This is a genomic window from Bifidobacterium moraviense, assembly GCF_012932365.1.
Taxonomy (GTDB): Bacteria; Actinomycetota; Actinomycetes; order Actinomycetales; family Bifidobacteriaceae; genus Bifidobacterium; species Bifidobacterium moraviense.
In genome coordinates this window covers 1-24545 of record NZ_JAAIIH010000015.1, presented here as the reverse complement: position 1 = coordinate 24545, position 24545 = coordinate 1, and the positions used below count along the sequence as shown (strand labels likewise).

The window sequence follows — 24545 nt, the reverse complement described above, 5'->3', positions numbered from 1 at the left end:
GGTCCTCGCCATGGCAGAGTTCAACAAGGATGACTATCTGAACGACCTGCCGAACGCCGATGACGCCGCTGCCGCATCCGATCAGGATGCGGCCGGCGCCGCGGCTTCGGCCGGTGCGTCCGGTGCCGCGCAGGCAGCTGCCGGCGAGCAGCCGGCGGGCGCGGATGCCACGGCGGGCAAGACCGCCGACGGCGCTGCGAACGACGGTGCTGCCGCTGACGGTGCTGCTGATGGCACTGACGAGCTGACGCCGCTGGGCAAGGCGAAGAAGGAAGCCGCAGACTACCTCGAGGCGCTGCAGCGCGAGCGCGCGGAGTTCATCAACTTCCGCAACCGCGCCACCAAGGAGCAGGAGCGGTTCCGCCAGCACGGCATCATCGACGTGCTCACCGCGCTGCTGCCCGCGCTGGACGACATCGACCGCATCCGCGAGCACGGCGAGCTGAGCGACTCGATGACCGCCGTCGCGGCCAAGATCGACAAGGCGTTCGCCAAGTTCGGCGTCGAGAAGTTCGGCGAGAAGGGCGAGGACTTCGACCCCACCCGTCACGACGCGATCCTGCACAAGCCGGACGCTTCGGCCGAGAAGGAGACCGTCGACACCGTGGTGGAGGCCGGCTACCGCATCGGCGACCGCGTGATCCGCGCGGCCCGCGTGGTGGTCGCCTCGCCGCAGGCCTGACACGTACACCGGCTCCCCTCCCCATCGAGGGGAGCCTTCTCATAAGGACTGAATGAACACTTTGAGGAAAGGAGACATGGGATGGCTGAGAATGAATGGCTGAGCAAGGATTTCTACAAGGTCCTCGGTGTCTCCAAGGACGCCAGCGATCAGGAGATCACCAAGGCGTACCGCAAGCTCGCGCGCAAGTACCATCCGGATCTCAACAAGACCAAGGAGGCCGAGGAGAAGTTCAAGGACATCTCCGAGGCGTACGACGTGCTGAGCAACAAGGAGCAGCGCCAGAAGTACGACGCGATCCGCCAGTTCGGCATGGGCGGCGCGCGCTTCGCCGGCGGCTCCGGCCAGGGCGGATTCGACGCCTCCGGCTTCGCCGACATGTTCGGCGGCATGTTCGGCGGCGGCGCGGGCGGCAACGGCTCGCGCATCCGCTTCAGCACGTCCGGCGGCGGCAACCCGAACCTCAACGACATCTTCTCGATGTTCGGCGGCGCGCAGGGCGCCGGCGCGGCGGGCGCGGGCTCGCCGTACGGCGGCGCGGGCTACGGCTACGAGGAGCCGCCGCGTCCGCAGCAGGGCAAGGACCGCAACTCCAAGATCACGCTGACGCTGCGTCAGGCGGTCAAGGGCGCCACGGTCTCGCTGAGCGTGGACGGCGAGAAGTTCAAGACGCACATCCCCGCAGGCGTCAAGGACGGTCAGAAGATCCGTCTGGCCGGCAAGGGCCATGCGGGCATCAACGGCGGCAAGCACGGCGACCTGTATCTCGCGGTGAGCGTCAAGGACGATCCGACGTTCGCGATGCGCGGCCGCGACATCGTCATGGACCTGCCGGTGAGCGTGGGCGAGGCCGTGGCCGGCGCCAAGGTGACGGCCAGGGACATCGACGGCAACGAGGTCACGTTCAAGGTGCCTGCCGGCTCGTCGTCCGGCACCGAAGTGCGCATCGCCGGCAAGGGCGTGCAGCGCGGCAATACGCCGGGCGATCTGGTGGGGCGCGTGATGATCCAGGTGCCCGCCAAGCCGGGGCTGGGCGTCAAGCACGCCGCCAAGGAATTCGACAAGGCCGCCGGCGAATACGTCGAGCGGTGACGGTCTGGCGGGGTGCCCATGGCTCCCCTCAGTCCGCGTTCGCGGACAGCTCCCCTCAAGGAGGGGAGCCGCAGCACGGGCCCCTCTCCGAGGGGGCACATCTCTCTTGGCTCCCCTCTTTGAGGGGAGCCAAGGGCTGGAAGGACTCGCGACGGCAACTCCCCTCGTCATCCTGAGCGGAGGCGCTGTCTCTCCGTCATCCTGAGCGGAGGCGAAGCCGGAGTCGAAGGATCCTTGACGTTCCGGGAAAGCCAAGGATCCTTCGACTCCGCCCTACGGGCTTCGCTCAGGATGACCGAAGGGGGGGCTTGGCTTCGCTCAGGGTGACCGGGGTAGGGGTCTTGCTCTGGTCAGGAATGACCGGGGGAGGAGAGCCCCGCTCGGCTCGGGATGATATCGATGTTCACGACACACGTTCGGAAAGGAGCGCGCAGATGACGGCAAAAATCGCCCAGCAGATCCGCAAGGCGTACGTGCTGTGCGCTCGCACCCTGGTGGACGGGCGCATGGAGCTTGACGAGGCGGACGACATGGGCTTCGACGTGAACCTGCCCGTGTTCACCGTGTCGCAGGCCGCGCAGCTGGCGGGCGTGCACCCGCAGACGCTGCGCCAGTACGATCGCATCGGTCTGGTCACTCCGCGGCGCACGGGCGGCGGCGCGCGCCGCTATTCGCTGCGTGACATCGACCGGCTCGTGCAGGCCCAGCATCTGAGTCAGGACGAGTCGATCAATCTTGCGGGCATCACCCGCATCCTCGAACTGCAGGAGGAGAACCGCCAGCTGCGTCGGCAGGTCCGCCGCCTGCGCAAGCCGGCCGGGTCGTCGATCTTCGCGGCCGACGCCGACGGCGACATCGTGGAGGTGCAGCGCTCCCGCCGCGCCCGCATGTGGCGCCACGAGATCCACGCCCACGCGCGCGAGATCACTGCCGGCCCATCATCTGGCTCTGCGGACGCCGATGCGCTGCTTCCCGCCATCCGCCCCGCCGCATCCGGTTCCACCATGGTCGTCTGGGGTGCGTAAAAGCCGAATTCCGGGCCCAAATCCGCGCCAATATACGATCCCGAGCGTCAAACCCGCGCTGAGCAGCCCCTCAGCGCGGGTTTGACGCTCGGGATCGCTTTTTCATGCTTTTTATGCGTTGTTGCGGCGGAAGATGCGGTCGGAGCTGTTGAGCGCGGTCCGGCGCTCGGGCTCGGTGGACTCGCGCACGATCATCGGGCACTCCACGGCCGTCACGCCGCGGTGCGGATGCCCGCGGATCGCGTCGAGCAGGAACTTCGCCGCGGTTTTGCCGATCAGCGCGATGTTGTTGTCGAACGTGGTGAGCGTGGGGTGCGCGTTCGAGCAGAACACGAACCAGTTGTCGTGCCCGATCACCGCCACGTCCTGCGGCACGCGCTTGCCGATCGCCAGCAGCCCGCGCACGGCCCCGCGCGCGATCTCATCACTCAGCGCGTAGATCGCGTCCAGATGCGGATACCGGTCCACCAGCACGCGGGCGACCCGCTCGCCCCATTCCTCGCTCCACGAGTCGTACAGCACCGCGACCGGGCGGAAATCATATAGCGTGAACGTGCGCCACGCGCCCTTGACGCGATCGTGCGCGGCCTGAAAGTCCTCCGGTCCGGCGATCACCGCAATGTAGCGGCGACGCAGGCTCAGCAGGTATTCGATCGCCTGCGCGCCCGCGCCCACGTTGTCGCACACCACGCTGCAATCAGCCGGGTCGGTGGACGGATCATACGTGTAGACCACCGGCAGGCCCATCGTGGTGGACGGCTTGAGCGGCGGGCGCGGGTTCGAGGTGTCGCCCACCACGATCAGCCCGTCCACGCCGTGCGCGGCCAACTGGTCGATGTGGCTGCGCTCCAGGGCGGCCCGGCCGTGCGAGCTCATGAGCAGGGCCGCGTGGTTGGACGCGCCCAGCGTGTTCTCCGCGCCCATGAGCAGCGGCAGCGAGAACCGGCCGTTGTAGTCCGACGTGATCAGCCCCACCAGCCCCGACCGCTGCGTTTGTCGCACTGCGGCGGCCCGATTTGCGCCCGGCACGCCCGGTCTGGCCGCTGCGCCCGCCGTGCCCGCCGCTCCCGCCGCTGCCGGATTGGCGTAGCCGTCCGAGTCGGCCGCGGTCTTGCGGTATCCCAGTTCCTTCGCCGCGGTCTGCACGATCCGCCGGGTCTTCGCGGACAACCGTCCCGTGCCGTTGAGCGCCTTCGACGCCGTCGCCACGGACACGCTGGCCGCCTCGGCCACATCCCGCAGCGTGACGCGCCGGCCGCCACGCGCATCCCCGTCCCCGCGTCCGTCTGCGTCCGATGCGCTCGATGTGTTCGATGCCGTTCCCCTCATAGGGGGAATAGTACCCGCCGTCGCCGTTTTGGGAAAATTTTCCCATTCGCACGACCCACGCGAACGCCGCGCGCCGGGCTCGTACCATCGTCCACAGATGCCGGTTCAGGGGCAAGGAGTTGCGCAGCTGCAGGTCTTGGAGCCGGATCGACCGATCGACGTGGAACGGAAAGGACGGGAGCATGAGCACCAAGGTGACGGTGACCTCGCCATTCTGGCGCAGGTATCGCGAGAATGTCGCCAAGGAGGTGATCCCCTACCAGTGGGCGGTCATCAACGACGAGCAGAAGATCGACATCCCGCGCGACCCCTCGGGCGCCAAGCAGGACATCGACTACCACTACAGCCGCGCCGTGCGCAACCTGCGCATCGCTGCCGGCGACGAGGAAGGCGAGTTCAAGGGCTTCGTCTTCCAGGACTCCGACGTGTACAAGTGGCTCGAGGAGGCCGCCTACTCGCTGGCCTACGAGCCCGACGAGCAGCTCAAGGAGCTGTGCGACAAGCTCGTGGACCTCATCGCCCGCGCCCAGCGCGAGGACGGCTATCTGGACACCCCGTACATCATCAAGTCCGGCGCGTTCGCCAACCGCGAGCGGTTCACCCAGATCCAGCAGTCCCACGAGATGTACGTGATGGGCCATTACATCGAGGCCGCCGTGGCGTACTACGAGGTCACCGGCAACGAGCAGGCCCTCGACGTGGCCCGCAGTATGGCCGAGTGCCTGGACGCCAACTTCGGCGAGGAGGACGGCAAGATCCCCGGCGCCGACGGCCACCCGGAGATCGAGCTCGCCCTGTCCCGCCTCTACGAGGTCACCCACGAGCGGAAGTACCTCGACCTCGCCAAGTTCTTCATCGACGTGCGCGGCAAGGATCCGAGCTTCTACGACAAGCAGAACGAGAAGATCGGCGACGGCTCCACGGACATCTTCCCGCAGATGCGCGGCTGGACCCACGAGTACACGCAGACCGCCCGCCCGATCCGCCAGCAGCAGACCGCCGAGGGCCATGCCGTGCGCGTGGGCTACATGCTCACCGGCGTCGCCCACGTGGCCCGCCTGACCGGCGACAAGGAGCTCGAGGAGACCGCCAAGCGCCTGTGGCACAACATCGTCACCAAGCGCATGTACATCACCGGCGGCGTGGGCTCCACGCACGTGGGCGAGGCGTTCACCTACGACTACGACCTGCCGAACGACACCATGTACGGCGAGACCTGCGCCTCCGTGGCCATGAGCTTCCTGGCCCGCCAGATGCTCGAGCTCGAGACCAAGGGCGAGTACGCCGACGTGCTGGAGAAGGAGCTGTTCAACGGCTCGATCGCCGGCATCGCGCTTGACGGCAAGCACTTCTACTACGTCAACGCCCTCGAGGCCGATCCCCAGGCCACCGAGCACAACCCGGACCGCTACCACGTGCTCATGCATCGCGCCGAATGGTTCGGCTGCGCCTGCTGCCCGGCCAACATCGCCCGCCTGATCGCATCCGTGGACCGCTACCTGTACACCGTGCACGAGGATCGCCGCGAGATCATCGCCCACCAGTTCATCGCCAACGACGCGGAGTTCTTCGACGGCGTCAAGGTCTCCCAGAAGTCCAACTTCCCGTGGGACGGCCACATCGAGTTCACCGTCACCGTGCCCGAGGGCGCCGATCCGGTCGAATTCCTGGTGCGCATCCCGTCCTGGTCCGCCTCCAAGCACGAGATGACCGTCAACGGCGAGGACGCCCGCCGTCTGCCCGTGGACAACGGCTTCGTCTCGATCGAGGTGACCTCCGGCACCACCGAGATCACGCTCGACCTGGACATGGCCGTGAAGTTCATGCGCTCCAAGACGCTCGTGCGCCACGACATCGGCAAGATCGCCGTGATGCGCGGCCCGATCGTGTACTGCGCCGAGGAGGCCGACAACTCCGCCCCGCTGTGGAACTACCACATCGGCAGCCACGACGCCGGCCGCGCCAAGGCCGAATACCACTTCGGCGAGCTCGATGGCGTGGAGGTCATCACGGTCCCGGCCACCAAGCGCACGCACGACGGCGACGACTTCCCGCTGTTCGCGGACGTCGAGGAGCATCCGGTGGGGGAGAAGTCCTACGACCTCAAGCTCGTGCCGTACTACGCCTGGGCCAACCGCGAGGTGGGCCAGATGCAGGTCTGGTTCGACTCGGACTTCTAAGCCGCCAAGCCGCGCGCCCGATCCGTCTGGGGCGCGTCGCCGTCCGCCGCGTGCCCCGTACAATTCAAGATTTGCTCCCATGCCCCCGCCCAGCTTCGCCGTTGTCCGCCGCGGGGGTAAGGGGGCCCTATAACCCAACACCAACCAAAACCTCATAAACCATCAATCAACGAAGAAGGGAATTATGAGCACCGCAACCCAGACCGCCCCGGCGATCAAACTCACCACGAAGGAGAAGGTCGCCTACTCCTTCACCGATATGGCAGGCAACCTGCTGTACGTGACGATCTCCTCGTACATCATGTACTTCTACACCAACGTGTTCCACATCCCGGCCGCGGGCGCGCTGGGCGCCGGCACCATCCTGCTGGTCGCACGCTTCGCCGACGCGATCTCCGCCGTCGTGTGGGGCTCGATCGTGGACCATACCAACACCAAGTGGGGCCAGAGCCGCCCGTGGTTCCTGTGGCTGTGCGTGCCGTTCGCCGTGACCGTGTTCATCGCGTTCACCGCCCCGAGCCTGCCCGACGGCGCCCCGAAGTTCTGGTACGCGCTGATCACCTACATCCTGGCCGCCGGCGCCGTCTACACCGGCATCCAGACCCCGATCACCGCCATCCTGCCGAACCTCACCGACGACCCGACCGAGCGCAACAACGCCAACTCCTTCCGCATGGCCGGCGGCCAGATCGGCTCCTTCATCACCTCCTCCTTCACCATCCCGCTGGTCGGCTGGTTCGGCGTCCACTTCGGCGGCGACAAGACCGGCTTCATGATCGTCACCGCGATCTGGGGCATCGTGGCCATCGTGCTGCTCCTGTTCTCCTTCAAGAACCTCACCGAGCACAACTACCACCCCGAACTCAACAAGCCGATCCCGCTGAAGGACTCCTTCAAGGCCGCCAAGGGCAACTGGCCGTGGATCATCCTCGTGGTCGCCTTCCTCATCTACTGGATCGCCCAGTCCACCCGCAACGGCGTGTCCACCTACTACGCCCAGTACGTGCTCGACAACCGCGATCTGACCTCCATCTTCAACGGCGTGCAGGTCATTGGCCTGCTCGGCACCATCGCCATGCCGATCATCGCCAACAAGACCAAGAACAAGACGCTGACCATGCTCATCGGCCTTGCGATCGGCGGCATCGGCCAGGCCCTCATGCCGCTCGCCGGCCAGAACGTGCCGCTGCTGGTCATCTTCTGGACCGTCGGCGTGCTCGGCGCGGCCATCGCCATCGGCATGCCGTTCGGCATGCTGGCCGACACCGTCGACTATGGCGAGTGGAAGACCGGCGTCCACGCGGCCGGCTTCCTGACCGCCGTCGGCTCCGCCTTCTGCATCCAGGTCGGCTCCGGCTTCGGCGCCTTCCTGCCGCTGGAGATCATGGGCGCCGCCGGCTACGACGCCAACCTCGATCAGCAGTCCCAGTCCGCGCAGGACGCCATCAGCTTCTGCTTCATCTGGCTGCCGGTGATCGTCTACATCATCGTCGGCGTGATCATGTGCTTCTACCGTCGCTTCGAGAAGATGGAGCCGCAGATCAAGGCCGAGCTGGCCGAGCGCCACGCCAAGGCCGCCGCCGAGCTGGGCGAATCCGCCAAGTGACCGGCCGGTTGGCTGATCGGCTGATTGGCTGATCGTTTGATCATCCGGTCGGGCGATCAACCGGTCGATCAGCTGACTGCCTCCGCAACGCTTCCTCAACCATCGTTCTTCCGTGATTGAGGTTGTTTCCCTGCCCTCCCGCGATTCACCCCGCGGGAGGGTTTTTCGTTCCCCGGCGTCATTTCCCGGAAAACCGGGGCAACGCAGCCGCATGGCCGCGCGCCCGCGTCTACGCTCGGGTGTCGGAAACTCGGGAGGGGAGCGCGCATGGCAACCATCGACATGACCGAAGGCGCACCCACCCCGCACCTCATCAGCTACGCGGTGCCGCTCGTGCTCGGCAACGTGCTGCAACTGTCGTACAACGCGTTCGACGCGATCATCGTCGGCCGTTTCATCGGCAAGGAGGCGCTCGCCGCCACCGGCATGGCCAGCCCGGTCATGAACCTGCTGATTCTGGGCGTCTCCGGGCTCACGATGGGCGCCGGCGTGCTCATGAGCGAATGCTTCGGCGCGCGCGACTACGGCCGGTTCCGCCGTGCGCTCGCCACCACGCTCATTGCCGGGCTCGTCGCATCCATCGCCGTCGCCGCGCTGGGCATCGCCTGCGCCGATCCGCTGCTGCGCGCGCTCAACGTGCCGCCCGAAGCGTTCGCCATGACCGGCGTCTACATGCGCATCACGTTCCTGGGCCTGCCGTTCACCTACTGCTACAACGCGCTCGCCGCAGGGCTCAAGAGCGCCGGCGACTCCCGCACGCCGCTCATCTACCTCAGCATCGGCATCGTGACGAACGCCGTGCTGGATGCGGTGTGCATCGGCGCGCTCGGCTTCGGCATCGACTGGGCCGCCCTGACCGACGTGCTCGCGCAGGGATTCGCCATGACCGCCACCGGCATCGCCATGATCCGCCGCATGCCGCGCTTCCGCATCCGCCGCGAGGAATGGCGCATCGACCGCGCGCTGCTCGGCACGATCTGGAAGTACGGGTCCGTCACCGCGCTGCAGCAGTCCATCCAGCCGATCTGCAAGCTCATCATCCAAAGCGCCGTCAACACGCTCGGCGTGGACGTGATCGCCGCGTTCAACGCCGTCACGCGCGTGGACGACTTCGCGTTCACCCCGCAGCAGAGCATCTCCCACGGCATCACCACCTACGTGGCGCAGAATCGCGGGGCCGGGCGCCGCGAGCGGATTCGGCCGGGCTTCCGCGCGGGCCTGCGGCTGGAGTTCGGCTACTGGGTGATCATCGGGCTCACGGTGCTGCTGCTCAACCGGCCGATCATGCGCCTGTTCGTGACCGCCGACCAGACGCGTGTGGTGGATCTCGGCTGCCAGTACCTCACCACGATGGCGCTGTTCTACATCTTCCCGTCGTTCACCAACGGCATTCAGGGATTCTTCCGCGGCATGGGCAACATGTCGGTCACGCTCGTCTCCACGTTCATTCAGGCGTCGCTGCGCGCGGCGTTCACGTGGCTGCTCATCGGGCGGCTGGGGATGTACGGCATCAGCTTCGCGTGCGCGATCGGCTGGAGCGCCATGCTGCTGTTCGAGGTGCCGTATTACTTCATTTGCCGTTCACAAGATTTTCGTCGACTCATCTTGTGAGCCCGAAACGCACACGGGCGAACATGTGCAATACTCGATATTGGCTTGATTCGGCGAATTGGCGCGTGCGAACGAACAGACCGCCAGTTCACAAGATCGATGGGCCCGCAACTTGTGACCCCGGAAGGACCGGAAGGAGACGGCGATGGAGCTTCGCGCGGTGTTTTGGGACCTGGACGGCACGCTGATCGACTCGGAGCCCCTGTGGCATCAGGCCGAGATCTCCATCGCCACCAACAACGGCGGCACGTGGAGCGAGGAGCTGGGCTGGAAGATGTCCGGCACGCCGGTGCCCAAGGTGGCGCAGATGCTCGTGGAGGCCGGCACGCAGCTGCCCGCGGAGGAGATCGGGCGCCAGATGATCGAATACGTGAAGGATCGCGAGTTCGAGGGCCTGCCGTGGATCCCCGGCGCGCTGGAGCTGGTGCGCGCGCTCGCGGCGGCCGGCGTGCCCAACGTGCTGGTCACGGCGTCCCCGCGCATGATGGCGGAGAACGTGCTGCGCCAGGCCGGCGATGGCGCGTTCGCGGCGTACGTGTGCGGCGACGACAACACCGCCAAGAAGCCGTCGCCGGAACCGTACCAGGCGGCGGCGCGCAAGCTGGGCATCGACCCGGCGGATGCCGATGCCATGGCGCACTGCGCGGCGCTCGAGGATTCCGGCGTGGGTCTGCAGGCCGCGGCGGCGTCCGGGGCCACCACCGTGGCGCTGACCGGCTACACGCGCACCGACGCGACCGGTGGGCCGCAGTTCGCGTCGATCCACGACTACGACGGCATGACGGTGGATGCGCTGGACGCGCTGGTACAGCAGCGGCTGGCCGGCTGGCGGTGAGCCGCCGCCGGTAAGCCGCGGGCGGGCCTTTCCTGCGCGGTGCCTGCCGGTGTGACGCTGTGGCGTTGCACGTGAGCACTGAAGCTGCTCATTATGCGGCATCGGGTGTGCAGAATGAGCGGATCGGATGCGCGGCGGGTACAGAATGAGCGGATCCGATGCCTGACGGCGTTGAATGGGGGTGCTGCGCACTGGATTTGCTCATTGTGTGTCGGTGGGTGTACAGAATGAGCGGATCGGATGTCCTGATGCCGGGCGGGGCGCATGCGTATGCGATTCATGCGGCTCGGCGGGAGGACTGACGCGCGTGCGGTCCTGAATCGGCAACGTGGCCGAGTCGGAGGATGCCGGGATGTATGCGGGGTTCATTCATGGATCATAAGCTGCGTGGACCGCAAGCTGGGTCACGGCATGGTCCGCGTTCCCGCCAAAGGCGCGTTAATTAAACCACTCACTCGTAACTGGTCTGAAATAATCAAATAATCTGTTGAAAATACAAGGTTCCTAGCTTGTAAGTGGTTCAAGAAATGAACCACTTACAAGAGGGGACAACATCATGACGCAGCACAACAGGATCATCGCCGCAGTGCTGGCGATCGCAATGGCCGCGGCCGGTCTCGCCGCCTGCGGCGCCGGAAACGCTACTGACGCGGCCTTGGCTCAGCAGCAGAGCTCCGCGCCGACGGTCACCAAGGACAAGGCTGCGAGTGCGACGGTATCGTCACCCGCCATCCAGACCAACGGCACGCTCAAGATCTGCACCGCGTTCAGCACCGGCAATCCTCCCACGTACTTCACGGATGCGGAGAACAAGCCGGTGGGTGCCGAAGTGGAAATGGGCGAGTGGGTTGCTCATGATCTGGGCCTTGAGGCCAGCTTCGTCGACGTGGCGTTCGCATCCATCGTCCCGGCGCTGCAGGCCGGCAAATGCGATGTCATCATGTCGTCGCTGTACATCAAGCCCGAACGCGCCAAGGTGGTCGATTTCGTCCCGTACCTCATGAGCGGATCCGCGGTGGCCGTGCCCAAGGGTAATCCGAAGAAGATCACGGGCATGGACGACAGCCTGTGCGGGCTCAAGATCAGCGCCGCCGTAGGCAAGACCGCCACGCTGCAGGCCCAGCAGCAGGTGGAGCAGTGCGCCAAGGACGGCAAACCGGAGCTCAAGCTCGTGCAGACCGACCAGACCACCGCCGCCGTGCAGCAGCTGGTCACGGGGCAGGTGGACGCCTACGCGGGCGAGACGCCGGTGGTGCTCTACTACCAGCAGAAGCAGCAGGACTCCTTCGAGATGGCCGGCAAGGAGTTCGCACCCATCGAGGTCGGCGCCGCCGTCAACAAGGGCAACTCAACGCTGTCCGACGCCCTGACCGCCTCGTTCAAGAAGCTCAACGATTCCGGCGACTACGCCAAGATCCTCGCCAAGTGGAACATGTCGTCCCTGGCCTACACCAAGTTCTGAGCTTCCGAAGCATTCACACGGAATCCAAGCGTGAGGAGGCCTGACATGCATTTCGATTGGACGTTCTTCTGGGACAGCCTGTTCCAGCCCAGCAACGCGTATCTTCACGGACTGATGCTCACGATCGTCATCTCCATCCTGGCGATGATCCTCGGTCTGATCCTCGGTCTGGTCCTCGCCCTGATGCGATTGTCGCGCAACGGCGTGCTGCGGTTCATCTCCGCCACCTACGTATGGGTGCTGCGCGGCATCCCGCTGCTGGTCACGCTGGTGATCATCTATCTGGGTCTCGCCGCGGCCGGCATCTACAAGTTCCAGGATGCCTCGGTGCTGGGCATCAGCATCGCCGGATCCATCCAGGCGGCGCTCGTTGGCCTTACCCTCAACGAGGGCGCGTATGTCTCCGAGATCATCCGTTCCGCCGTGGCGGCCCTGCCCGAGGGGCAGCTGGAGTCCTCGCTGGCCATGGGCATGACCCGCGCGTCCGCGATGCGATGGATCATCCTGCCGCAGGCCGTGCGAACCATGATCCCGCCGCTCGGCAATCAGTTCAACCAGCTCATGAAGAACACGTCGCTGCTGAGCATCATCGGTGTCAGCGAGGTCTTCCTCATCACCCAGTCCATCAGCTCCGCCACGTTCCGCACGTTCGAGATCTTCATCGTGACCGGCATCTACTACCTGCTGCTCACCACGATCTGGACCTTCGCGCAGAACGCGTTGGAGAACATGTTCAACCGTCGGCTCGGCATCGAGACCGTGAGCCTGCGCACCCGCATGGCGTCGATGTTCGCCGGTGCCCGTGCCAAGCTCAGCCCTTCCTCCCGCGACTGAGGTCGCGCATCGCACATCATTCCCGATCTCTGATTGGAGCATCCCATGCGATTCCCATCGAAACTGCCTCCCAAGGACGTGATCGTCCGCGCCACGGACGTGTGCTATTCAGTGAACGGACACCAGATCCTGCACGACGTCTCGCTCGACGTGCACCGCGGCGAGGTCGTAGTGCTGCTTGGTCCATCCGGCGCCGGCAAGACGACGTTCCTGCGCACCATCAACATGCTCAACCCCTATGATGACGGCACCATCTTCGTGGACGGTCACCTCATGGGGTACAAGAAGACCCGCTCGGGCGCCTATACGCCCGATAGCGGACGCCATCTGGCCGAACAGCGCCGGAACATCGGCTTCGTGTTCCAGCACTTCAACCTGTGGCCGCACATGACGGCGCTGGAGAACGTGTGGCACACGCCGGTGCGCATCCTCAAGCAGCCCAAGGCGCAGGCCGTGGAGGAGGCGAAGCAGCTGCTTGCGCGCGTGGGACTTGCGGACCGTATGGACGCGCATCCGAATGGACTGTCCGGCGGGCAGCAGCAGCGCGTCGCCATCGCTCGCGCCCTGGCCATGCACCCCTCGCTCATGCTGTTCGACGAACCCACGAGCGCGCTCGATCCGGAGATGACGCTCGAAGTGCTCGCCGTGATGAAGCAGCTGGCCCGATCCGGAGACACCACGATGATGATCGTCACCCATGAGATCGAATTCGCACGCGAGGTGGCCGACCGCATCGTGGTAATGGCCGATGGTCGTCTGCTGGAACAGGGAACTCCCGAGGAGGTGCTCGATCATCCCAAGGAACAGCGCACGCGGGAGTTCCTCGCCAAAGTGCTGTGAGCGCTGCGAGAAAGGTGCCGTGAGCGCCGACCGCACGCTCCGACGTTATGATGGTCGTGACGTACGGGTAGGCGCAGGCGAGGTGATTGCGGGGATGACTACTGCCGCGAAGACAACGGAATCGGCCGGACGCCCGGCCACGGTCTTCCTCAAAGCCGGCAAAGGCAAGGCTTCCGAGGTGGCCGTGGTGCTCGAGCGCCGGATCATCTCCGGGGAATACCGCCCCGGCATGCGGTTGCCTTCCGAACGCGATCTTGCCGCCAGCTTCGCCGTCTCGCGCAACACCGTGCGCGATGCCCTGTCGCTGCTGGAAAAGCGTCAGCTCATCCGGATTCGTTGGGGCGCCGGCACCGTGGTGCTCGGTCCCGAGGAAGCGGTGCTGCGCATGACCAGCGCGCTGGAGCAATCACAGCATGAGCTCGACAACGTCACCGAGCTGCGTGATCTGCTCGAACCCGAGATCACGGCGCTGGCGGCCCGTCGGGCCACCGATGCCGATCTGATCGCCCTCAACGACATCATCGAACGGTCGAATCCGCGCATGCAGCCGCGCGAATCCCTGAAGCTCGACATGGCGTTCCATATGGCACTGGCCCGCAGCACCGACAACGCGCTCATCGTCACGATTCTCGATTTCGCCAACGATGCCACCGAGCGGGTGCGTCTGTCGTCGCATCGCACGCTGGATCGGCGAGAGATCTCCCTTGCCGGTCATCGACGGATCTTCGAGATGGTGCGCGCGCATGACGTCGACGGTGCGCGAGAGGCGATGCGTCGGCATCTGGACGAGGTCGCCGCCATCAGCGATGCGCCTGATGTGTCCGCTGCGGCCGACCCGTTCGACGCGTCCGCAGAGCTCGGCTCCATAACCGAAACCACAACCGAATAGCCCGGGGCCGCGGTCCCTTCCCTCCGCGTGGATTGCGCTTCCCGGCACATGCAGTAGGTACTGCAGAAAGCTCAATCATCATGACCACCGTTTTCCCTTCCCCTGTTGCCGTAGATGGATCTTCGCGCGACGACGTCGTGCTGCGTGTGGGTGCTGATCCGGGTTCCGTGCGTTGGGGTACGTTGCCGGCGCGCGGCGACGAGCCGCTGGCGACCGTGGCGTCCGGCGCCGTGGTGGTGTTCGACACGCTCAGCCATGAGGGCATCCTCGAGGATCAGGGCCGTGACCCGATCGCGTTCTTCGGGGCGCAGGGCGTGGCGCCCGACGACGTGTTGGATGACGCGATCCGTGTGGCCTCCGTAGGCGATCATCCGGCAGGATCCGGTCCGCATGTGGTGAGCCGTCCCATCGCCGTGGAAGGTGCACGTGCCGGTGACTGGCTGCGCGTCGACGTGCTGCGGCTCACGCCGCGTGTGCCGTATGGCGTGATCTCCAACAGGCATGGAAAGGGAGTGCTGGCCGACGAACTGCCGAGGGGCGGCACCACCGTAAGCGTCTTCGCGCGTGCGACGGAACGCGACGGGCAGCTGTATGGCGTGATCGACCGAACCGGTCCCGACGCAGTCGCCGCGTATCGTGCCGCGACGAAGGGGAGCCACCTCGGTGTCGTAACGGACCCGCGCGGCGCATCGGATGCGCTGATGTTCCTGCTGCACCCGTTCCTCGGCATCATGGGCGTGACGCCGAACACCGATGAGCATCTCAACACCGTGCCGCCGGGCGATTTCGGCGGCAACCTCGACATCAATCTGCTCACCGAGGGCACGAGCCTCTATCTGCCCGTGCAGGTGGACGGTGCCGGCTTCACCGTGGGCGATCCGCACTTCGTTCAGGGCAACGGCGAGGTGTCGCTTACCGCGCTCGAGGCGTCGCTTACCGCCGAGCTGCGGCTTACCGTGGTGCCGCATGACCGTTTCGTCGCGGACTTCGGCGAACTTTCCGGTCCGCTCGTGGAGACGCCGCGGTACTGGGTGCCTACCGGCCGTTCGCATGATCTCGATGTCGCCCTGCGCCGCTGCGTGCGTGAGGCGATCTCTCTGCTCGAGACGCGCGCCGGTATGGACGAGGCGCATGCCTACGCGTACCTGAGCGCGGCGGTCGACTTCGATATCTCCGAGGCGGTGGACGTGAACCTCGGCGTGCATGCCTGCATTCCGAAGGATGATCTGACGCGCCGCTGAAGCGGACCGCCCGCCGCGGCACATCGCGACAACGCGTGGAAACGGATTGCCGCATCGTGATCGGCGCGGGCTAGTCTGGAGGCATCGGGCGCGCGCCGGGTCAACAGGGACCGGGCGGGCCCGCAACCCATCCGTCCGGGATGCGATGCAGGCAGGCACGGTCGTCCGGCCGCACGCCCGGACGCATCCGAAGGAGGATATCTATGGACATCAGGAACGTGGTGGTCGCGGGCGGCGGCGTGCTGGGCAGCCAGATCGCATTCCAGAGCGCGTACAAGGGCTGCAACGTCAAGGTGTGGCTGCGCTCCGAAGGGTCGATCGACCGCGCGAAGCCGAAGTTCGAGCGACTGAAGGGCATCTATCTCAACACGTTGGAGGCCATGAAGACCAACCCGGCCGCGTACTGCCGCGGTCTGGCGCCCAAGGACGCCACGCCGGAGCAGCTCGACGCGCTCAAGGCACAGGTGGAGGCCGCGTACGAGGGCCTGACGCTCACCACGTCCTACGAGGAGGCCGCCGCGGACGCCGATCTGGTGATCGAATGCATCGCGGAGGACCCGAAGCAGAAGGTGGCGTTCTACACCGAGCTGGCGAAGCACCTGCCGGAGCGGACGATCGTGGTCACGAACTCGTCCACGATGCTGCCGAGCGCGTTCGCGCAGTACACGGGACGCCCGGAGAAGTACCTGGCGCTGCACTTCGCCAACGAGATCTGGCGTAACAACACCGCCGAGGTGATGGGCCACGCGGGCACCGATCCGGCCGCGTACGACGCGGTGGTGGCGTTCGCCGAGCAGATCGGCATGATCCCGCTCAAACTGCACAAGGAGCAGCCGGGCTACATCCTCAACTCGATGCTGGTGCCGTTCCTGTCCGCCGCGGAAGCGCTGCTGGCGAACGAGGTGGCGGACGTGGAGACGATCGACAGGACGTGGCAGCTGGCCACCGGCGCGCCGATCGGCCCGTTCCGCATCCTCGACGTGGTGGGTCTGACCACCGCGTACAACATCGGCATGCTCGACCCGCGCGCCGCCGACCCCGCCACCGTGCAGGGCAAGGTGGCCGCGATGCTCAAGCGCTACATCGACGAGGGCAAGACCGGCGTCAACGCCGGCGAGGGGTTCTACAAGTACCGGTGACGCCGGGCGGTGACGCCGGGGCGGCGTAGGCGATGGGCTGACGTCGGCGGCGCGCGTGCGCATCGCGTGACATGTGATGCGTGATACGTGATACGTGCGTCGCACCGGAGTTGTTGAGGGTCCTTCCGCAGCGTGCTACGGGAGGACCTTTTTGCGTGCCGATGCGGGGTGCGGCACAGGGCCGGGGCGCTGGGGCGGGGAACGTGGGGCTCCGATGCGCAATCAGGCGCTCGCGGCGGTTCGTATCGGCTCATATCGGCGCGTATCGGCTCATATTGAACCGACAGAAGACTCATACAGAAACATCGTGAAACACCCCGTTTCCCCCAAGGATGATCGTTTCTGAACGTTTGCATTTAGGTGTGTTCACGGATACACTGTGATCAATCGGTTTCGATCTCGATGGTTGAGTTCGCGGCCGGTGCGTCGGCGCATCGTAGGCCCAGGGGACAAGGGTTGTCCCCGCGGAAGGCGAGTCGCGGGCGGAAGGAAGGAACACAAGGTAGTGGATACGGAGTGAATATGAAACAAGGGAACACCCCCCCCGATAAGCCCATCGGAGGAATGGCGCGCTCGCTCGCCCGGAAGGCCACGGTGGCCGCCGCGGCGCTGGCGATGTTCGCGCCGTTCGTCGTCTCCGGCACGGCAGCGTATGCGGCCGATACCCCGATCGACGTCGTGGTCAACGGCGCCGACGTGGAGACCGCGGCGAAGAGCGTCAACGGTCTGACGTTCAAGGGATTCGGCGTGCTGAGCGCCAACTCCACCAGCTCGCTGCTGATGGACTACAAGGCGCAGCATCCGGAAGCCTACTGGGAGATGATCAAGGTCCTGTTCGGCGGCGACAACCCCGTCATGAACACCGTCAAGATCGAGATGGGCAACGACCAGAACACCTCCACCGGTCCGAACGCCGCGACCATGCGTTCCTCCACCGAGTACCCGAACGTGAAGCACGAGCCCGGCTTCCAGCTGGCCGCCGACGCGCTCAAGGTCAACCCGAACGTCAAGGTGAGCATCCTGCGCTGGCGCTCGCCCGCGTGGGTCAAGGGCAACGACGACGTCTACAAGTGGTACAAGAACACGATTCTTGCCGCGTACCGCGAGTACGGCTTCATGGTGGACTCCGTGAACCCGCACATCAACGAGTCCGGCCCTGATTTGGCCTGGACCAAGGACTTCGCCAACCGCGTGAAGACCGACTCGACCGGCTTCGACAGCAAAGACGAGAACGCCGGCTTCAAGTCCGACACCGAAAGGGAGCTCTTCCACAAGATCCGCACCGTCATCTCCGACGAGGTGAGCACCGGCTCCTTCGGCGACGACATGCTCAGCGACGAAGCGCTGCGCAACGCCGTCGACATCGCCGGATACCACTACAACACCGCCGATCAGGGCAACAACTTCAAGACCCTGGCCGACCAGTACGACAAGGAGGTCTGGAACTCCGAGGCCCAGGCCAGCTTCTCCGTGACCGGCGATCGTCCGAACAACACCATGAACACCGGTTCGGGTGAAGGCGACGGCACCAACAACGGCCAGAACAACGGCACGTCCGGCACCGGCATCGGCGGCATCAACTCCGCCCTGGAGATGGCGAACACGTACGTCAAGGGCTTCACCAGCTCCCGCCGCACCAACTTCATCTACCAGCCGGCCATCTCCGCGTTCTACGACGGCTTCCAGTACTCCTCCAAGGAAGTCATCACCATGCACGACCCGTGGAGCGGCACCATCAACTGGGACGGCGCGTTCGCCGTGCTGGAGCAGGTGTCCCGCTTCGCGAAGACCGGCTACGACTCCAACAACAACGCGAGCATCTGGCGCGGCATCCCGAACGCGTCCCGCAGCGACATCACCGACGGCAACCCGCCGGGACGCGGCAGCGCAGCCAACAGCTCCCGCGGCGGTGCCACCAGCTACATGACGCTGGCCGCCCCGGACAAGTCCGACTTCTCCACCGTGATCGTCAACGATTCGCAGTACACCAAGACGTACCGCATCAAGGCTCAGGACATGAACCTCGGCGATGACAAGACGATGGAGCTGTGGGAGACCCGTGCCGCCGATGACGGCGAGGCCTACGACGCCAACTACGTCAAGCCGATCTCCGAGCTGCAGCCCGACGCCGATGGCTACTACGAGTTCCAGGTCAAGCCGTGGAGCATCGTGACCGCCACCACGCTGGATGACGCCGTGAACGACTGTGGCATCATCACCGCGCGCGACGGCAAGGGCAGCCAGATGCCGTCCAACAAGGAGTACGTGGACGGCAACGACTACGCCGTGCTCGACACCGACGAATCCGGCAAGGACAACGGCAAGACCGACGACGAGACGCTGTACGCGGACGACTTCGAGTACAAGGGCTACGGTAACGTCCAGACCATCGACACCAACGGCAATCTGGTCGATTCCGGCGAAAGCTACCTCGACTCCCGCGGCGGCGACACCGGCGCGACCGCGCGCTACACCAACGACACCAACGGCGCCTTCGAGATCGTGAAGAACGCCGACGGCAACCATGTGATGCGCCAGCAGGTCGGCCCCGGCATGGCCTACGGCTCGTGGAACGGCGGCGCATGGAACGGCGGTGACCCGGTCACCACGCTCGGCGACTACCGCTGGGCCAACTACAAGGTGAGCGTGAACGTGCTGTTCGAGGCCGATGCCGGCAACGCCACGGTCGGCGCCCGCCAGTGGGGTAACAGCTCCAACGGCAAGGACGACTCGCCCGCGCAGCTGCGCGTCAAGCCCGACGGATCCTGGGACTTCATGCGCTTCGGCGCGGTGCTCCAGTCCGGCAAGGCGACGAACTTCAAGACCGGCGCGAACCAGTGGAACAACATCGCCGTGCAGGTGCTCGGCGACGTGTACACCGCGTACATCAACGGCGTCGAAGTCGCCACCTACACCGACCCGCAGCCGCAGGCCACCGGCCGTGTTCAGCTCGGCTCCACCTTCAACTTCGTCCAGTTCGATAACCTGAAGGTCGAGCGCATCGCCGGCGCTACGCCGTACTACACCGATCTGATCGACAACATGCACCAGCGCAGCTGGGCCGACGGTTCCGCGCTGCTCACCTACAACGAGAAATGGCAGCACCTCAACGGCCAGGGCATGTACGTCTACAAGCGCTCCATCTCCAACTCCACCGGCAAGGGCGCTACCCTCACCTACACGTTCAACGGCACGGGCATCGACCTGCTTGGCGCCAACAACGGCAAGGCCAAGCTCAACGTGACGGTGGACGGCACGAAGATCGCTCTCAACGCCGCGACCATCGCCGCCGACAACGGCAAGCCGACCACGTACGAGCTGCGCGGCCTCAAGAACGGCACCCACACCGTGACGTTCGAAACCGCCGACGGTAACGCGATCTCCATCGACGCCGTGGGCGTGGTCAAGGCCACCGCCGCCGGGCAGCTGGACGTCTCGCCGCTCCAGACCGCCGTCGACTCCTACGCCAACCTCACCGCCGACGACTGGAACCCGGATACGTGGGCCGTGTTCAAGGCCAACCTCGATGCCGCCAACGAGGCGCTCGCGGATCCCGCTGCCTACGGTCTCGACACCGAAGGCGTGCAGGCGCTCGTCGCCCGTCTCGACGCCGCGAGCAAGGGGCTGGTGGACAAGAACATCAGCCCGGACGTGAAGCAGCTGGGTCTGGTCGCCGCCGCGGCCAAGGGCGCTGGATTGCCGAAGACCGTCACGATCGACGGCAAGGACGTCTCCGTGACGTGGGATGCGTCTGCCGCCCAGAGCGTGTCCAACGCCGGCGACTACACGCAGGCCACCATCACCGGTCTGACCGACGACAAGATCGACGGCACTTACCGCTACCGCGTCACCGCGAGCGTGGAAGTGCTGCCTTCGCTCAACATTGAGTACTTCATCGACTCCGGCGTGACCGGCGATGCTGGCTCACCCGAGTACAACGCCGTCAAGGCCGCGATTCCGTCGCTGCGCAACGCGGTGGCCGACCAGAAGGCCGGAGACTGGGGCTATGGCAACGGCGTCACGGTGAAGACCAACACCAACGCCAATGACAAGTACAACACCGGCCTGTACCAGACCGGTAAGGAGCTGACGTACACGCTGCCGCTCGAAGCCGGTTCCTACAACCTCGCCGCAGGTTTCACCGAATGGTGGACCGGCGAGAACCGCCCGATGAAGCTGCAGGCCACGTGGACCGAGAACGGTCAGGACAAGACCGTCGACGGCTCCGAGCTCGCCAGCCTTGGTACCGCAGGCAAGACGTCCACCGGCAACGTGAGCTTCACGCTCGCCGAGGACGCCACCGTGACGTTCAAGGTGCTCTCCAACGGCGGCAAGGATCCGGTGATCTCGTGGCTCGCCGTCGAGAAGCAGCCGACCAACATCGGCGTCGTCGCCGGCACCGTGGGACAGGATCTGCCGAAGACCGTGTCCTACAACGGCGCGGACGTCACCGTCACGTGGAATGCCGCATCGGTCGCCGCGTTCAAGGCCGCCGAAGCCTACGACACCCTGACCCTCTCCGGTCAAGCCACCGTCAACGGCAAGGCGCAAACCATCGAGGCCACTGTCGAGGTGATCCCGGATGGTCTGGTCTACTACATCGACTCCGGTACCAGCACTGCCTCCCCGCAGTACACTGCGGTGAAGAACGCCGTGACTCTGGAGAACGACAAGGTCGATCAGGTGTCCTCCGCGGACGACCAGTGGGGTTACGTCAATGACGGCATCAACGTCAAGGGCGGCACGGACATCAACGACAAGAACTCCACGGGCCTGTGGGCTGGGGCCGACAAGGACATCGTGTACCGTCTGCCGCTCAAGGCCGGCAAGTACACGCTGACCGCCGGCTTCAACGACTGGTGGCCCCGCGACCGCAACCTGTACCAGACTGTCTCCGCGGGAGACAACGAGCTGGCCAAGGGATCCATCCCGCTGAGCGCGAACTCCAGCACCTACACGGGTGGCTTCGACTTCACGCTGACTGCGGATGCGACTGTGACCTATCGCGTCACCAAGCAGGGCGCAGGCTCCAATGATCCGGTCATCTCCTGGCTGGCCGTGGCCAAGCAGGCCGCCGACACCACCACTACGGCGAACAAGGCCGTTGCTCGGCAGTCGGTCGCCAAGGCCCAGTCGCAGGAGACCAAGGTCGCTGCCCAGCAGACGGCTGCCCCGGCGCTGGTCGACGTGACGCAGCCTGCTGAGGCTGCCGCCGAGGCTTCCGCAACGCCGACTGCCGCTCCGAAGGCTGCCGCCAAGGCTGCTGCCGCCGCTGGTCAGTGCGTCGTGAAGTTCGATGCGAACGGCGGCACGCTTGCGGGCGATGCCACCGCGACCGTGACCAAGGGTGACAAGCTGGCCAAGCCCGCCGACCCGACCTACGACGGCTACGACTTCACGGGCTGGACCACGGACAAGGAGGGCAAGAACGCCTACTCCTTCGACGCTCCGGTGACCGGCGACCTGACGCTGTACGCGCAGTGGAAGGCCAAGGCGGGCGCGGGCGATACCACGGCTCCGGTGATCTCCGGTGCCGATGATGTGACCGTCACGGTCGGCGACGTCTTCGATGCGAAGGCGGGCGTGACCGCTTCGGATAACGTGGACGGCAATCTGACCGGCAAGATCACGATCGAGGGTGCCGACAAGGTGGACACCTCGAAGCCCGGCGCGTACAAGGTCACCTACAGAGTGTCCGATGCCGCGGGCAACGAGACCACCAAGGAGCGCACCGTCACCGTGGTCGCCAAGACCACTGTGGACAGGTCCAAGCTGCAGGCGAAGGTGGACGAGGTCACGGCCGACATGGGCAACCTGAAGGCCGATGACTACACGTACACGTCGTGGGACAACCTGAGCAAGCAGCTGGATGCCGCGAAGCAGGTGCTGGCCGACCAGGACGCCACGCAGCAGCAGGTGGACGACGCGCTCAAGTCGCTGACCGACGCGCGCGCCGGTCTGGTGCAGCGCCCGTCGACCGGCGGCGGCACGACGGTCATCACGAAGAAGCAGGCGACGATCGCGGGCGTGGCCGCGGCGGACGCGTGGTTCGACGGCCAGTCGCACGCCGGCTACACCGGCACGCCGTCCAGCGAGTTCAAGGGCACGTACGAGATCACGTACACGGGCGCGGGCACGACCACGTACGGTCCGTCGAAGACGGCGCCGACCGCGGCGGGCACGTACCGCGTGACGATCTCGGTCCCGTCCTCGGATTCCACCTGGTATGGTTCGCTGGCTCTGGAGTTCGCGATCCGCAGTGGTTCCACGGTGGTGAACCGCTTCTACTCGGCCGGTTCGAACCGTCACATGTGGACGGCTTCCGCGGCCGAGTCCGGTGCCCTGCCGGGCATGGGCTGGAACGCGGAGGGCGCGGGCTTCACGATGGACGAGCATGCGGGCGTTCCCGTGTACCGCCTGTATGATCCTGCGGGCAACCAGCATCTGTGGACGACCTCGACCGAGGAGCGCGACCACCTGCTGGGCGTGGGCTGGAACGACGAGGGCATCGCGTTCTACGAGAATCCGACCGCGAAGATCGACGTGTACCGCCTGTACGACCCGTACACCGGGGAGCATCTGTGGACCACGTCGCTGCTGGAGCGTGATTCGCTGGTCGCTTCGGGTGAGTGGACGTACGAGGGCATCGCGTTCAAGGCGCTGTCCTGAGCGTCTCCGATCCGCTGAATAACCGAATGCATAACTGAATATCGCCGGGGGCGGCCCGGGCGGATTGATCTCCGTCCGGGCCGCCTTTCCGTATGCGTCTCGTCATGCGTTTCACCGTCATGCGGGATCGTCATGCGTTTCACCGTCATGCGGGGCGGATCCGTGCGCGGGCGTCACGTGGGGCGCTTCTTGCGTCACGCGGAGCGTCCGCTCCGTGTGACGGTGGTGCTGGGATCGGCGTGATTGCGCGGTTTTCCGGTCGCGTCATCGGGAGCGTGTCCGCTCCGCGTGACGCAGGGGGCGCTCCCGGTGACGCGCGGCCGCTTCCCGGTGTTGTCGTGTTTGTCTCCGGTGATGCTGGGGGCGACGGTTGCGGGTTGCGGGGTCGGGTGGTTTCGTCCGTGCGCGTGGCGTGCCGGGACGCGGATCGGACGGTTCCGGTTTCCATTCGGCATTTGCGGTTCCGGCGTCCGGCCGCGCAGATTTGGCGGAACCGGCCATCATCGGAATCGTACGGTTCGCAGATTTGGTGGAACCGGCCATCGCGAAACATCGGTTGCACGCAGAGTTGGCGGAACTGACCATCGCGAAACATCGGCTGCACGCAGATTTGGCGGAAGTGACCCCGGGGCGACCTGAAAACGGCTCTCCGGGGTCACTTTTGCCAAATCTGTGACCCACGCGGTCCGGGTGATAGTCAGTTCCGCCAAATCTGCGATTCGCGCGGTTCGGGCGATGGTCGGATCCACCCAACCTGCGTGCGGTGGGTGTTTGCTGATGGTCAGTTCCGCCGATCTGTGTGCGGCCGGTAGCGCGATGGTCGGATCCGCCCAATCTGCGGACGGTCGTCGCGGCGACCGGTATCGCGCGGCGGCCGATGGTGCGCGATGGTCGCTTCCGCCCCCAATCGGTGCGTGGGCGGTGTTTTGTGATGGTCACTTCCGCCAAATCTGCGTGGCCGAGCGCCGACCGGACGGCCGGATCCACCCAATCCGTGCGCAGCCGCTCCCGTCCAACAGCTGCTCCCGCCCAACATCCGCACCCGTGCGCTCCGGCCGCCAATCCCGGCAGCGGACATCGGTTTCCCTGTCGTCCGAGCCCCGTTCCCGCC

15 protein-coding genes are annotated in these 24545 nt (G+C 65.7%); 14 read left to right on the top strand and 1 reads right to left on the bottom strand.

All coding sequences use genetic code 11. The features are described from left to right. Positions 1-10: 10 nt before the first annotated feature. From grpE to G1C96_RS08350, 3 genes are all read left to right on the top strand, one after another. Positions 11-682: a nucleotide exchange factor GrpE gene (gene grpE / locus G1C96_RS08360; protein ID WP_169276138.1), complete on the top strand. Its 672-nt coding sequence runs from the start codon at positions 11-13 to the stop codon at positions 680-682. A gap of 81 nt (positions 683-763) precedes the next feature. After that, positions 764-1774, top strand: coding sequence for a DnaJ C-terminal domain-containing protein (locus G1C96_RS08355; RefSeq protein ID WP_169276137.1), 1011 nt, complete (start codon positions 764-766; stop codon positions 1772-1774). 434 nt (positions 1775-2208) lie between these two features. After that, entirely contained in the window at positions 2209-2799 is a 591-nt protein-coding gene (locus tag G1C96_RS08350; RefSeq protein WP_169276136.1) for a heat shock protein transcriptional repressor HspR, read from the top strand. A 111-nt stretch (positions 2800-2910) separates the two neighbouring features. Here G1C96_RS08350 and G1C96_RS08345 read toward each other — a convergent pair whose 3' ends face one another. Continuing rightward, a complete protein-coding gene (locus G1C96_RS08345) occupies positions 2911-4032 on the bottom strand; it encodes a LacI family DNA-binding transcriptional regulator (protein WP_335341943.1) in 1122 nt (373 codons plus the stop codon). A gap of 278 nt (positions 4033-4310) precedes the next feature. Between G1C96_RS08345 and G1C96_RS08340 the strand changes: the two genes are divergently transcribed. The 11 genes from G1C96_RS08340 (at position 4311) to G1C96_RS08290 (ending at position 23434) form a co-directional block, all read left to right on the top strand. Then, positions 4311-6308, top strand: coding sequence for a glycoside hydrolase family 127 protein (locus tag G1C96_RS08340; RefSeq protein WP_169276134.1), 1998 nt, complete (start codon positions 4311-4313; stop codon positions 6306-6308). A 184-nt stretch (positions 6309-6492) separates the two neighbouring features. Continuing rightward, entirely contained in the window at positions 6493-7914 is a 1422-nt protein-coding gene (locus tag G1C96_RS08335) for an MFS transporter (RefSeq protein WP_169276133.1), read from the top strand. Between the two features lie 267 nt (positions 7915-8181). Next, the gene (locus tag G1C96_RS08330) at positions 8182-9525 is read left to right on the top strand and encodes an MATE family efflux transporter (RefSeq protein WP_169276132.1); all 1344 of its coding nucleotides are present in this window, start codon (positions 8182-8184) and stop codon (positions 9523-9525) included. A 145-nt stretch (positions 9526-9670) separates the two neighbouring features. Continuing rightward, complete coding sequence (locus tag G1C96_RS08325; protein WP_169276131.1) at positions 9671-10360, top strand: HAD family hydrolase; 690 nt, start codon at positions 9671-9673, stop codon at positions 10358-10360. A gap of 556 nt (positions 10361-10916) precedes the next feature. Next, positions 10917-11822, top strand: coding sequence for an ABC transporter substrate-binding protein (locus G1C96_RS08320; RefSeq protein ID WP_169276130.1), 906 nt, complete (start codon positions 10917-10919; stop codon positions 11820-11822). Between the two features lie 45 nt (positions 11823-11867). After that, positions 11868-12656: an amino acid ABC transporter permease gene (locus G1C96_RS08315; protein WP_169276129.1), complete on the top strand. Its 789-nt coding sequence runs from the start codon at positions 11868-11870 to the stop codon at positions 12654-12656. Between the two features lie 45 nt (positions 12657-12701). Next, the gene (locus G1C96_RS08310) at positions 12702-13496 is read left to right on the top strand and encodes an amino acid ABC transporter ATP-binding protein (protein ID WP_169276128.1); all 795 of its coding nucleotides are present in this window, start codon (positions 12702-12704) and stop codon (positions 13494-13496) included. A gap of 19 nt (positions 13497-13515) precedes the next feature. Beyond that, positions 13516-14385 (top strand): FadR/GntR family transcriptional regulator, encoded by an 870-nt coding sequence (locus tag G1C96_RS08305; RefSeq protein WP_169276127.1) that lies wholly within the window; start codon positions 13516-13518, stop codon positions 14383-14385. Between the two features lie 80 nt (positions 14386-14465). Next, positions 14466-15626, top strand: coding sequence for an acetamidase/formamidase family protein (locus tag G1C96_RS08300; protein ID WP_169276126.1), 1161 nt, complete (start codon positions 14466-14468; stop codon positions 15624-15626). A 203-nt stretch (positions 15627-15829) separates the two neighbouring features. Beyond that, positions 15830-16765, top strand: a complete 936-nt coding sequence (locus G1C96_RS08295; RefSeq protein WP_169276125.1) for a 3-hydroxyacyl-CoA dehydrogenase — start codon at positions 15830-15832, stop codon at positions 16763-16765. Positions 16766-17287: 522 nt separating this feature from the next. Next, the gene (locus G1C96_RS08290; protein ID WP_169276124.1) at positions 17288-23434 is read left to right on the top strand and encodes an InlB B-repeat-containing protein; all 6147 of its coding nucleotides are present in this window, start codon (positions 17288-17290) and stop codon (positions 23432-23434) included. Positions 23435-24545 lie beyond the last annotated feature (1111 nt).